15 protein-coding genes are annotated in these 10,992 nt (G+C 66.1%); all 15 read right to left on the bottom strand.

Annotated features, from left to right (window positions below):
* Positions 1-384: 384 nt before the first annotated feature.
* The 15 genes from FFS23_RS09035 to FFS23_RS08965 all read right to left on the bottom strand — a co-directional run bounded on the left by FFS23_RS09035 (position 385) and on the right by FFS23_RS08965 (position 10,953).
* The gene (locus tag FFS23_RS09035; RefSeq protein ID WP_249340604.1) at positions 385-798 is read right to left on the bottom strand and encodes a hypothetical protein; all 414 of its coding nucleotides are present in this window, start codon (positions 796-798) and stop codon (positions 385-387) included.
* Between the two features lie 17 nt (positions 799-815).
* Entirely contained in the window at positions 816-1,241 is a 426-nt protein-coding gene (locus tag FFS23_RS09030; protein WP_137898351.1) for a hypothetical protein, read from the bottom strand.
* A 109-nt stretch (positions 1,242-1,350) separates the two neighbouring features.
* On the bottom strand, positions 1,351-1,794 hold the full coding sequence (locus FFS23_RS09025) for a hypothetical protein (RefSeq protein ID WP_249340603.1): 444 nt from the start codon (positions 1,792-1,794) through the stop codon (positions 1,351-1,353).
* A 77-nt stretch (positions 1,795-1,871) separates the two neighbouring features.
* Complete coding sequence (locus FFS23_RS09020) at positions 1,872-2,072, bottom strand: hypothetical protein (RefSeq protein ID WP_137898349.1); 201 nt, start codon at positions 2,070-2,072, stop codon at positions 1,872-1,874.
* A gap of 11 nt (positions 2,073-2,083) precedes the next feature.
* Positions 2,084-2,485 (bottom strand): tail completion protein gp17, encoded by a 402-nt coding sequence (gene gp17 / locus FFS23_RS09015; RefSeq protein ID WP_137898348.1) that lies wholly within the window; start codon positions 2,483-2,485, stop codon positions 2,084-2,086.
* Positions 2,482-3,021 carry an HK97-gp10 family putative phage morphogenesis protein gene (locus tag FFS23_RS09010; protein ID WP_137898347.1) on the bottom strand — a complete coding sequence of 180 codons (540 nt, stop codon included), beginning with the start codon at positions 3,019-3,021 and terminating at the stop codon, positions 2,482-2,484. Before FFS23_RS09010 ends, gp17 begins: the two co-directional genes overlap by 4 nt.
* Positions 3,021-3,371, bottom strand: a complete 351-nt coding sequence (locus tag FFS23_RS09005) for a head-tail adaptor protein (protein WP_137898346.1) — start codon at positions 3,369-3,371, stop codon at positions 3,021-3,023. The genes FFS23_RS09010 and FFS23_RS09005 overlap by 1 nt, the downstream gene beginning before the upstream one ends.
* Positions 3,371-3,937: a head-tail connector protein gene (locus FFS23_RS09000; protein WP_137898345.1), complete on the bottom strand. Its 567-nt coding sequence runs from the start codon at positions 3,935-3,937 to the stop codon at positions 3,371-3,373. Before FFS23_RS09000 ends, FFS23_RS09005 begins: the two co-directional genes overlap by 1 nt.
* 17 nt (positions 3,938-3,954) lie before the next feature.
* On the bottom strand, positions 3,955-4,623 hold the full coding sequence (locus FFS23_RS08995) for a hypothetical protein (protein WP_137898344.1): 669 nt from the start codon (positions 4,621-4,623) through the stop codon (positions 3,955-3,957).
* Between the two features lie 11 nt (positions 4,624-4,634).
* Positions 4,635-5,084, bottom strand: a complete 450-nt coding sequence (locus tag FFS23_RS08990; RefSeq protein ID WP_137898343.1) for a hypothetical protein — start codon at positions 5,082-5,084, stop codon at positions 4,635-4,637.
* A 70-nt stretch (positions 5,085-5,154) separates the two neighbouring features.
* Entirely contained in the window at positions 5,155-6,468 is a 1,314-nt protein-coding gene (locus FFS23_RS08985) for a phage major capsid protein (protein ID WP_137898342.1), read from the bottom strand.
* Between the two features lie 80 nt (positions 6,469-6,548).
* Positions 6,549-7,424, bottom strand: a complete 876-nt coding sequence (locus FFS23_RS08980) for a S49 family peptidase (protein ID WP_137898341.1) — start codon at positions 7,422-7,424, stop codon at positions 6,549-6,551.
* Position 7,425: 1 nt separating this feature from the next.
* Positions 7,426-8,694 carry a phage portal protein gene (locus FFS23_RS08975; RefSeq protein ID WP_137898340.1) on the bottom strand — a complete coding sequence of 423 codons (1,269 nt, stop codon included), beginning with the start codon at positions 8,692-8,694 and terminating at the stop codon, positions 7,426-7,428.
* Positions 8,694-10,472, bottom strand: coding sequence for a terminase large subunit (locus FFS23_RS08970; protein WP_137898339.1), 1,779 nt, complete (start codon positions 10,470-10,472; stop codon positions 8,694-8,696). Before FFS23_RS08970 ends, FFS23_RS08975 begins: the two co-directional genes overlap by 1 nt.
* A 1-nt stretch (position 10,473) precedes the next feature.
* Complete coding sequence (locus FFS23_RS08965) at positions 10,474-10,953, bottom strand: hypothetical protein (protein WP_137898338.1); 480 nt, start codon at positions 10,951-10,953, stop codon at positions 10,474-10,476.
* Between the last annotated feature and the right edge of the window lie 39 nt (positions 10,954-10,992).

Raw genomic sequence — 10,992 nt, 5'->3', positions numbered from 1 at the left:
CGCTCGGCGGCTAGCGCCGCCTCCTCGACCCGCATGGCACGGATCTCGGTGCGGCTCTTGCCGTACGTCGCGTTCTGGCGCTCCAGCTGGCGCACGAGCGATTCGCCGGCACGTTCGGCGCTCGCCGCTTCCAGCGCGGCAGACCGCAGCTCGCGCGTCGCGGTCGCGCCCAGCGCCTTGAACTGCGCCGAGGCGTCCTTGAGATCGAGGCCGTTCGACACCGATGCCTGAATGCGCTGGAAGTCACGCACCGCGTTAGCGCTGGTCGTGCCGATCAGATCGTCGAGCGACTTCAGGCCGCCGAAGCTGTCACCGAAGTTGATGACGAAATCGACGCCGAGATCGGGAGAGCCCGTATCCATGCTCACGCCCTCCCTTTCTCAATCAGCCAAGCACCGCTTCTAGGCGGGCCTGCTCGGTTTCAATGGCGCGCCGGTCCGGGCCTGAGTGCCACGGCGCCGGGTGGTTCTCGCTTTCGGCGAGGCGGCTTTCGGTGAGGTACGCCTGCGACAGGGTACGCATCAGACGCGCTTCCCATGGAGGAAGCCTGACCCATGTCCCCTCCTGCCACGCGACGATCTCGCGCCAGCTCAGCGGCACGGCACCCATGCCGGCGGCTTCGGTGATGCCCATCTCGATCAGACGATCGATGATGTGCGGCGCGGGGTTCGGCGGCATCTGCGGCGTGATCTTCTGCCGCTTCAGATCCTCCAGCCGGGTCAGCTTGTTTTGCGGCGCCTCGGCTTGCCCGCGCCTGCTGTCCCGGTCCGGCTTCGGCACGGCATTGAGCCATGCCATGTGCCGGACGTAGAGGCTCAGCTGGTCGCCGAGCCGCCCGTGAACTTTCCCCAGTCACCCAGGAATTTGACCACCTGTTCCTTGATCCAGCCGAGGGTCGGATCGGAATAGACAGCGAGATAAAGTGCACGGTTCGACAGCGGTACACCATCGCTGCCATCGTGCTCGATGTTGCGGAAGCCGGCGGTCAGGTCGGCGAGATCCTCGCTGGACTCGGTGCGGCGCTGCTCGACCGGGACATGCGCGACCTTGTTGTCGTTGTCCTGCAGGCGCCTGATCGTGCGCGCCGACTGGCGCTCTTCGATCCGGGCATATTCGGGCGAGCCGGGGCTGTAGAGGTCGATGCCGACGGCGGCCTTGTCGTCCTCGTACAGGAACGAGCCGTCCGGCCCCTTCAGGTGCAGGAAGGCGGTGGCGGCGACGGCGAGCGTCTTGATCTTCATGGGTAATATCCTCGCGGGGGATGGTCGCACCGACCCGCCCCGCACCCGCGATAGCGGGGCGAGCCGGTACGTTATGGACGGCGTCGCGGGCGCCGGAACTGGGAAAGGGTTAGGCCGCGGCGGGCGCCTTCAGCACGTCGGTGCTGATCTCGATCGACGGGTTCGCCATCACCATCGAGTTCGCGGCGCCGATGTTCTCGGGATAGCCGAACACACGGGCACCGAAGAAACGGCGCGAGCCGTTCGGGAGGGTGATGCGGAACCAGTAGAGCTTGCTGGTCTTGTCGTCGGCTGCGGTCCGCAGCAGCGTCTGGCCGGCGTCTTCGTCATCGTGCGCCAGCTGCGGCTGGATTGCGCCGGAGTTGCTCGGCCCCTTGTACTTTTCCAGCGGTCCGTCGAGCGGCTGGAAGTTCACGACCTCCTGCGTGGCGCCGAATGCGCCCAGCTGCTCGACCTTCCCGATCGCGGTGTAGGTGAGCGCCGAAGCACCGGCGACGTCAGCCGTCGCCGGGCTGCCGACGGAAATGGCGAGCTTGGAACCCGCCGCAGTCATTGCAGTCATAATCTACGTCCTTGGTCAGCGAGCCGGCGGAGCCGGCGGGACAGTCCTGTCGCGGGCAGGAAAGTGGATCAGGCGGTGCCGTTCGCCTCGTCGACCAGCTGCTGCGCGGCGGACGGCGCGTCGATCAGGCCAGCGGCAGTGTAATTCGCCAGCGTGTCGTCATCGACTTCCACCGGCTTGCCGGCCTCGAAGCTCTTGCCGGTGCCGGCGTCCTTGAAAAATCGCGTGGCGATGTTGTGCTTTGCGGTGCCGGTGTTCTTGGCGGCCATGGGTCGTCTCCTCAGAAAGGCGCGTCGAAGGACACGCGGAAATCCTGCGTCTGCTCGAAGCTGTCGGCCGGGCCGGCCACGTCCGGGCCGGCGCCGGCAGAGAGCACGGCGACGCTGTCGAAGCCGGCGATCGTGCCGGTCTGCCCCGCACAGGCAGCAAGGATCAGCTTCATGATCTCGCGCTGCTCGCGGTAGCTGGCGGCCCGAACCGTCGCGGCGACGCGGTCGGTGGTCGGCACGATCGCCTCGCGGCTCAGCGCCTGCCATTCGGTAGAGCTGATTGTCCGGAGCAGGATAGCGGGCAGCGGTATCCCGTCCGGCAGCCGGCCAGCCTTGATCCGGTCGAGCGGCACGCGACTGGTGACGGTCGCCGCGGCGCGCAGCAGCTCGCCGACGATCGAGACGCCGCTCATAGGTCTTTCTCCTCGGCGCCACTGTCCGGCAGGACGGCGCCGACGCTGATGCGCGAATTGATATGAGCCTGCGCCGCGGCGATGGCCTCGCCGGCCTTCGTGTCGCGCGCGGGGCGCAGGAACGGAAATGGCTGCGCACCGGGATGGTAGACGGTAGAACCGACCGGCTTGCCGTTGATAACGAGCGTTGCCTTGAACTCAGCATCGCCATTCCGATTGATGCGGCGGGCTGTTCGACCCTGCCGCACCTGATCGTCGACCGAGATGAAGTGCGGAGAGGTGCCGTACTCCATCCAGATAGCCATCGATCGCGCATAGCCAGGCTTCACCGTCACGGTGACACGGATATGATCGGCCTCGATCTGGCTGTTCGCGACGATATTCTCGCTGACATAGTCGGAGCGCGACCGCAGCTTCGCCTCCTCGGCGATCACGTCGCCACCGGCACGGCCGGCGCCGCGCAGCACCTTGGTGAGGTCCGCCGGCAGGTCGCGGAGGTAGCGAGACACCTCGGCGCGGCCACGAACCGGTGCCATCAGGCCCCGTTGCCCGCCGAGCTGTAATCCTCGACCATGAATTCGAGACCGTCTTTCCAGCCGATCTCTGCTGGGCCGGCGATGATCTGCATGACGCGCGCGCCCATCACGAACCGCATCGCGGCGGTCACATCGGTGCGGAAGCGCATCCGCACCCGCGCCGGCCGCGCAGCGACGTTGATCCCCTCGGCGAGGCGTTCGCCGCGGCTCGGCAACGCATCCTGCACGCTCGCCCAGACTTCGGCGACAGGCTCCCAGGTGCCCGAGCCCGCGCCTTCCAGCGTGGTATCGGCGACAGGCCGCTCGATCCGGATGCGTCGATCGAGCGAGCCGGCGGCAAGGCCTGCCATCAGGCCATCACCGGGGTGCGGATGTCACCGATCAGCATCTCGACGCCGAACGGCATGTTGGCGAGCGCTGCGGCAGTATTTTCCTCGCGGTTGCGGTAGAAGTGGCCGGCGAGGAGCAGAGCGGCAGTCTGCAACGCCGGCTCCTCAGCGCCGAGGTCGAGATAGCCCGCCTGATATTCGATCGTGACGGACATGTCGGCGAATGCCGCGAACCACGAAAGCCCCGTCACAGTTCGCAGATCGAGGCCATCGAAAACATAACTCAATGCAGGGCATGCCTGCGGCGTCAAACCAGACCGACCGTAGGTGATGGCATCGACCGACGCCGGCCCCATCGGCAAGCGGATCACACGCTCGTGCGGCGTCAGATCGGTATAGGTCGCCCGCCATCTGCGCCGAGTGAGCGAGATCCCGACGCGCTTTTCCAACCAACCGAGCGCGCCCATGCGCGCCGAGGCGACGATCAGGTCTTCGCCTTCAGGGTCTTTCAAATGCTGCATGAGCAGCTTCATCGGCAGCGCAGCTTCCGCGTCGAGCGGGGCGGCAGCCTTCAACGTCATGGCCATGCCGCCCCGCCTTTCGCTTACTTGGTCGTCTTCGGCTTGGTTGCCGCGGCGAGCTGCTGCTCGAGATCGGCGATGCGCGTCGCGTCCGCGTCGGCTGCCTGACGCAGCTCGGCATAGTCGGCGGTCACCTTGTCGTGCTGCTCGCGCAGCGCCGCGAGGTCGGCGACAGCCTGATCGCGGGCGGCCACAGCGTCGTCACCCTCGGCATTCGCATCGGACAGCTCCTGCTTGAGCCGCTCGTTTTCGGCCCGAATGCCTTCCTTGTCCGTGACATGGGAGTTGTTCATGTCGCGGAACAAGTCCTCGCTGGTGCCTAGTGCGGTCTTCAGACGCTCGATCTCGGCTTCGAGCACGACGGCAGGGCTGCCAGCGATGCCGGCGGCCGGCTCGACGAACGGGACGCCCGGCCCGGACGACGCACGGGGCGGCTGACCGGTCATCACTTCGCCCGCACGGAACGCGAGATCCGCGCGACGATCACCGGGCTGGACAACCTCAACTTCGACGGTCTTGGTGACGATCGGGCGGAAGTGATCATCGACCAGCTTCCCATCCACGACATAGCCTGCAAGGCCGCGGCCGACGAAATAGTCCTCGCTGCCCGCCGACCGCTCGACCTGCTGACCCTTCTTGAAGCTCTCCGGGGGAAGGGCCTCGGTGGTGTAGTCCTGAAGAAACTCGATCATTGGAGGCCTCCTCAGCCGACGGTCTGGGCGAGCGATGCCGCCGAGTTCTGGGTGCCGGTGCCGGCGCGGAAGTCGGTGCCGATAACCGACGCGGCGAGCTGGGTCGCAGCGCCTCCCACGGTCACCGTCAGCCGGAAGAAGCGAAAGCCGGCGTTGCGATCGAAATCCTCCTGCCGAAGGTTGATCTGCGCCTGCCGGTCATTGCCGCCAGCCGCTACGAGCTGCGTGATCTGGCTGCCGGGGATCGGCTTCACATTGGCGCCATTGGCGTCGGTCGCTTGCTCGATCTGTGCATCGACGGTCGCATTCGCTCCGAATGCGCCGATGCTGATCAGCACCAGGACGGTGAAGAGCGACTGCATGTCGAGCCATGCGGTCGACACGGTCCCGACGCCGGCAGCGCGGGGGCTGACGCCCCCGATCACGCCGATGCGCGAGGACAGGTTGAGATTGTGGAACATCGATGAGGTCCTTCTGCTCCGGCCGCCACCTGCGGCCGGCCCGCGCGGGGCGCGGGTCCGGGGTGGTGGTTCAGGCGCGCTCGGCGAGCGTGACGAAGTGCGACTTGGTCCGGTTGCTCTTCGGCATCTGGACCGGCTTCGACAGCACCGGCTGTCCGCCGATGCGGAACATCCAGCGATATGCGGTCAGCGCATAGTCGAAGTAGAGGTGGATCGACTCGGCGAACGTCGCGGCGTTCTGCCGGCGGAACGCCTCGTAACCGTTCGGATTGACGAACTGGACGTCACCGCGCTGCCCCAACGAAGGCGAGTGCTCGTTGAAGATCACGGGGCGCCCAAGGATCGCACCGCCGGGGCTGTCGTGGAAGTTCTCCAGCCAGACCGGGCGCTTCGCCTCGTCGTTGAGATCGGCAAGAGCTTCGACCGCCTCGCTGTTCATCAGCCACGTCGCCTGGCTCGGCATGATCATGCGCGAGTAGAGCTGGAAGAAGTTGCGCCGCGTGAAGGACATCGCCTCCTGACCCGGCTCCTTCGGCACGGTGATGGTCGCCGGGGCCGCCATCCATCCGAGCGGTTTCTCGACGCCGTCGCCGAACATGAAGGCTTCTGCGACCGTCCAGCGGATCGCGGCCGACGCATGATTGGTGAGCAGGCCGGCCACACGCGGCGCATCCTGCAGAAGCTCTTCGCTCGCGAGGACGAACGCGTAGATCTCGTTGAGCTTGGTTTCGCGCGGCGTCAGCTGCGAGCGGGTCGGGCGCATCTGCTCGGCTTCGGCGCGCCAGAACGCCTTGACGCCAGTCGATCCCCAAGGCGTCGTTTCATCGCCGAGACCGACGACGCGATTGCTGCCCGTGGCCTCCGGCGAGATCAGATCCATGATCGGATCGTTGCCTTCGCCGAACACGAGGTTGGTGATCTGCTGTCGGAACTCGGGCGGCACGAGATAGCTGCCCATCTCGTCGCCGCCTTCCATGTGGACGTTCGTCGGCGCCGCCAGACGATCGTCCACACGGAAGCCCTGACCCGCTTGCGGGTTGGCACAGCGGACGGCGCCGGCGAACTCCGCGAGATCACGGAAACCGCCGGTGTCGAGCGCAGCGCGGGGCTGCGCAGGCACGGTGCCGCCGTTGGCCGCCGGGGACCCGGTCGATGGCGGGGGAGACGCGGGATCGGCGCCGATCGCGGACGCGGCGGCCATCGCGGTTTCGGCGCGCTGGATCTGCGCGGTCAGCCGCGCGAGCTTCTCGGCGTCAGCCTTGTCGGCGGCTTCCTCCTCGGCCGTGAGGTCGCGGTTCTCGGTGATCGCGGTGTTGAGGCGCTCCTGCTGCCGCTTCGCGGTGGCACGCGCCTCGGTCCTGAGCACCGCCAGATTGATCGTCATGGCTGTTCCTTGTTGCGGGCGCGTGGCCCATAAAAAAGGGCGGCCGAAGCCGCCCCGTACCTCCCCAATGGAGGATCTCGTCAGATGGCCGCAGCCATCTCCGCGACGGCTGCCTGCCGGCGCATCAGCGCCAGCCGCGACCGGCTCGTGTTGTATTTGGCGACGACGTCGCGCAGCGTGGCGATCCCGTCGATCGCGCCGTTCGCCAGCGCCTTCGGTGCCGAGAAGGTCTTGCCCGAGCCATGGGCACCAGCGACTTCGCTCGCCTTCATGCCGCGACCGCGCGCGATGGCGTTGGCGAAGGCGACGTTGCTCTCGTCGACGGACGCCTGGATCTCCGCGCGATCCTCGTCGGTCAGCGGCGCATAGGGATGCCCGGCGATCTTGTCCGGCGACGACGCGATCAGCGTGGTGACCATGCCGATCTTCTGCTCGAAGCCGCTGACGTCCGAATGGCCCGACCGGACACCAACCGATCCGACCTCGCCACTGGTGGTGCAGTAGAAGGCACTGCACTGGGTCGCGAGCCAATAGGCCGCCGAGAAGCAATAGGGGTCGGCGACAGCTACGATCGGCTTGGCTTCGCGAGCCTCGTAGATGGCATCACCCGCCTCGGCACAACCCCAGACGTAACCACCAGGCGAGCGCACGGCGAGGATGATCGCCCCGACCTTGCTATCGGCCGCAGCTTCGCGGACGCGATCGGCCAGCGTGTCGTAATAGGTGCTGCCGTACAGTCCGCGCGGCGCAAGCGTTCCGGTCACCGGTATGATGATCGTCGATCCGTCGCGGATCGGGTCTGCCGGCTTCGCAGCTTCCCGGCCGCCGGCCATGGCGGTTGCTAGGCCACGAATCGAGTCGGGCACCATCGCGTCGAGCGACCCGCTCTTGAGCAGCTCGGCAAGAAAGCCAGGGTGCATCGCCCACAGCGCCGACGAGGCGAGCATGCGGTCCATCTCAGTTCACCTTGTCTTGCGGGGCAGTCTCGCCGCCCGTCGTGGTGTCAGCCGCGCGGTTGCTGTTGAGCGGCGTACGTGGGTCCTTCGACCAATCCTCACCGACCGGCGTTTGCCCGAACCAATTCGTCCGGATCTCGTCGACGCTGAGGATGGATGCCGTTCGCGCAAGCACGGCGTTGCGCCACTGGGTGGCGGCGTCGCCGCGCAGCATGCTGTCCAGATTGAACTTCGCCCGGACCTTCTGAAGTCGCAGGTCCGGCGGCAGCAGACGGACGGTGACGGCCTGCTCCATGCGACGCGTCAGGGGCCGAACCGCCCAGTTCACGAACGAGCGGGTGTCCTGCTCGTTATTGCCGGCGTTGCCCCCTTCGTCACCCGTCATCGACCGCGGGATGCGCCAGTAGCGGCCCAGCTCCAAAGTGCGCTGCTTGAACAGTTCGACCAGCTGTGCGTCGCTGTTGCTGCTTGCGACCGCATCGTACTTGAGGCCCTGCTCGAAGACCGGCGTACCGCCGCGCTTCCATGCGCGAACGCCCTCGGCGATCCGATCGGCGGACTCGGCGGTCAGCGTCTTGTCCGTCGTAACGATGCCGGAGGGTCGGCGATCGTTGCGGAAGAAGGCGCGAGCGCCGACCTCTAAAGCGAGTTGGAAGTCGATCGCGCCCTTCGCCTGTTTCCATGGCGTCAACGGCTTCAGGCCACCATCGGCGATCCCGGTAAACCAGAACAGCTCCTGCGGCATCAGCCGACGCACCGGTCCGATCTCAGGCTGGTAATCGAGCGACATGCTCCGCTCGCCCCAGTTCGACACGGTGCGTAGCGGGTTGAGCGCCCAGATCTCCAGCCCGTCGACCCCGACGGTCGGCTCGGCAAACGCTTCGCCACGCAAGACACAGGTGAAAGCCATCGACGCCCAGAACTCGGCACCCGTCTGGAGGTGGTTGGGCTCGTATGCCAGCACGTTCGCCAGCGGAAAGTCGTTGCGGGGACCGTTGTCGTCCTTGAACTCCAGCGACAGGCTGCCGACCGCCTCGGCGATGATCGAGACGCAGAAGAACACGGCTGCGACACGTGCGGCCGTTTCGGCGGTGTTCGCCTCCATCGGCATCGAGGCCGACAGCACGTTCCACGTTTCATCCCCAAAGAAGCGGCCATCCGTCACGTTGGAGGGCTCAGGGCGACCTCCTACCGGCGCGGCGGCCATCAGACCGTCGGACGAGTTGAAGCGTCCCCTGGACGCGCGGCGATAGTCATCGGGGCTAGCCATCAGATTACCAACATGCCCCTTTCTTCGTAGACGAAGCCGCCGGCGGCCTCTGGGTTAAGACTCATCAGCATCGCGGCCGAAAACATCGCCGCAGCAGGATCGATTTTGGCGCTTGGCGACTGCTTCGTGATGGCGACGCCGTTTGCACCGCGAGGCTCCTGCTTCACGTTGCCGATGCACCAGGTCATCAATGCCGTTCCGGCATGCCGGACCGTCCTCGCCGCGCATTTCCGTGCCAGCCCTTTGATGGCACTGCCGAGACGCCACCCTTGCGGGATCGCCTTCAGCATCTTGTCGTCGAAATCGTTCGCGGCCAATTCGTCGACGATGGCCGCGACACCAGCGGGATCGAGACCGATCGCCTCTTCCTCAGGGAAGAGTCCCGCATCGCGAACCTTGATGAGAACCTCAACGACGCCGCGAACATCCTCCGTCAGATCGTCGTCGGCGAGATCCGCGTCGTCCCCTTCAGCAACATCGCCGAGATCATCATCATCCGGCATCTCGCACCGGGTGAGCGATCCCTCCGCTAACAGCTCGTCGAGCTTCGAAACGATGTCCTGCCGGCGTTTCCAAACGATTGACCAAGCCCAGGCATGCGCCCAGATCAGCCACCGCTTGCTGCCCTTCTCGCGGCCGATCAGGCAGAGGCCGAGCAAATCGTCTAAGCCGCCACCGTCGACAGAACCGACGATCACCTCACTGCGCCGGATCAGGTCATCCAACGACAGCACCGGGATCGCGCAACGTGGCCAGAATTTAGCGCCAGTCCAGCGATCCCGCGCGAGGCGCTGGCCAATCTCGACGTTAAGATACTTAGCCAGCACGATCTGTTCGGACGTATCGCCGTCCTCGCCCCGGCCTTCTTTTACCTGCCGCAGCTTGCGCTGAATGAAGGCTACCGACTGCGACCGGCCCATGTTCGGGTTGGTCACGTAGAAGTTGTCTGGATCGAGGTACGCCTCGTCCTCGCGCATCTGCTCCGGCCACTCGTAGAGCATGCCGAAGCTGCGCGGATCGTCGATCGTGCCGTCGCGCACGCCGCGGAAATAGTCGAGCTTGTCCTTGAACACGCCGCGCGGCGGCTCGTCGCTATGCGTCGTCAGGTAGATGACGAAGCCTTCGGGGCGCGACGCTAGACCGCCGGTCGCCTCCTCCAGCATCGACTCGGCGTTGGCCTTCTTCCCGAAGAGCCAAAGCTCGTCGACCAGGACGAAGCCGGCCTTGCTGCCGCCGACCGTGCCGGTGTCAGCCGCGATCACCTGCAACTCGGCGCCCGTCTTCCGGTGCCGGATCAGCCGTTGATTGTCGATGACGTGCAAGATGACCTTCAGCGCCGGATCGGCGCGGACCATCGCGGCGGCCGGGCCGAAGCTGTTGCCGGCCACCTTCTGCGTCGGCGCGAGGATGCTCAACGATGCGCCGTGCCGCCAATTGCGGATCAGCGCGGTCAGCATGATCCCCGCCGCGATCGTCGACTTGCCGTTCTTCTTGCTGATGAGGAGGAGGAACTCCTCGATCAATCGCTGACCGCTGTTCGCATCGTATGCGCCGAAGATCGCCTCGACGAGGTCGAACACGAATGGCTCGCATGCCTCGCCGAAGGTCGGCTGGCCGGCGACGTCGACCATTCGCAGCGACTTGAACACGTCGAGCGCTGCGGCAGCCTCGCTAGGGAACAGCGGCGTGAACGGCACCAGCGAGCGCCGCTCGACGATCCGCTTTTCCCAGTCCAGGCACGCCGTGCTCCAGACCGGCTGGAAAGCCGGCGCCGCCATGTCAGTTCAGCAGCCCAGGCGGCGGGGGCGGCGCCTCGTACTGGCCACGCAGCTCGTCGGCCGCCTGCTGCATCGTTGCCTTTTTGCCGAGCTTCTCCGCCTTCGGGGCGCGGGCGTTCCGCGAAACCTGATCCGACAGCAGGTCGATGCGGGCCTTCTCCAACCGGCGGCCGAGTTCCTTCTCAGCCGAGACACTGCCGGCCTTCGCGCCTTCGTTGAGGCGGCTCAGCTGGACCATTTCAAACCGGATGGCTGCCGCCTCGCGCTGAGCGACCTCGGAAGAATAATGCTTGCGCAGCGTCGGGACCGAGACCCCGATCGCCGTCGCCGCCTCTTTGACCGTCAGGCCGCGCGCGAACGCCAGCAGGACCTTGTTGGAGTTCGCAAGGGTCCGGACATGCTCCGGTCGTCCACGGCCTTCGTGGCGCGGCATGACCGGGTCGCCGAACAGGTCGACCTTCCGAAAATCCGCGTCGGCCAAAAAAAATCTCCAGATGAGAGGACTAGCGGTCTAAAGGCC

Source organism: Sphingomonas sp. 2SG (assembly GCF_005503285.1).
Taxonomy (GTDB): domain Bacteria; phylum Pseudomonadota; class Alphaproteobacteria; order Sphingomonadales; family Sphingomonadaceae; genus Sphingomonas; species Sphingomonas taxi.
This window is presented reverse-complemented; position numbering and strand designations above follow the sequence as displayed.

Coding starts and splice junctions, on each gene's coding strand:
- FFS23_RS08975 (WP_137898340.1), bottom strand. CDS start 8,694: ATGGCTAGCCCCGATGACTATCGCCGCGCGTCCAGGGGACGCTTCAAC.
- FFS23_RS09030 (WP_137898351.1), bottom strand. CDS start 1,241: ATGAAGATCAAGACGCTCGCCGTCGCCGCCACCGCCTTCCTGCACCTG.
- FFS23_RS09010 (WP_137898347.1), bottom strand. CDS start 3,021: ATGGCACCGGTTCGTGGCCGCGCCGAGGTGTCTCGCTACCTCCGCGAC.
- FFS23_RS09025 (WP_249340603.1), bottom strand. CDS start 1,794: ATGACTGCGGCGGGTTCCAAGCTCGCCATTTCCGTCGGCAGCCCGGCG.
- FFS23_RS09035 (WP_249340604.1), bottom strand. CDS start 798: ATGGCATGGCTCAATGCCGTGCCGAAGCCGGACCGGGACAGCAGGCGC.
- FFS23_RS08995 (WP_137898344.1), bottom strand. CDS start 4,623: ATGATCGAGTTTCTTCAGGACTACACCACCGAGGCCCTTCCCCCGGAG.
- FFS23_RS09020 (WP_137898349.1), bottom strand. CDS start 2,072: ATGGCCGCCAAGAACACCGGCACCGCAAAGCACAACATCGCCACGCGA.
- FFS23_RS08985 (WP_137898342.1), bottom strand. CDS start 6,468: ATGACGATCAATCTGGCGGTGCTCAGGACCGAGGCGCGTGCCACCGCG.
- gp17 (WP_137898348.1), bottom strand. CDS start 2,485: ATGAGCGGCGTCTCGATCGTCGGCGAGCTGCTGCGCGCCGCGGCGACC.
- FFS23_RS09000 (WP_137898345.1), bottom strand. CDS start 3,937: ATGGCCATGACGTTGAAGGCTGCCGCCCCGCTCGACGCGGAAGCTGCG.
- FFS23_RS08990 (WP_137898343.1), bottom strand. CDS start 5,084: ATGTTCCACAATCTCAACCTGTCCTCGCGCATCGGCGTGATCGGGGGC.
- FFS23_RS09005 (WP_137898346.1), bottom strand. CDS start 3,371: ATGGCAGGCCTTGCCGCCGGCTCGCTCGATCGACGCATCCGGATCGAG.
- FFS23_RS08980 (WP_137898341.1), bottom strand. CDS start 7,424: ATGGACCGCATGCTCGCCTCGTCGGCGCTGTGGGCGATGCACCCTGGC.
- FFS23_RS08970 (WP_137898339.1), bottom strand. CDS start 10,472: ATGGCGGCGCCGGCTTTCCAGCCGGTCTGGAGCACGGCGTGCCTGGAC.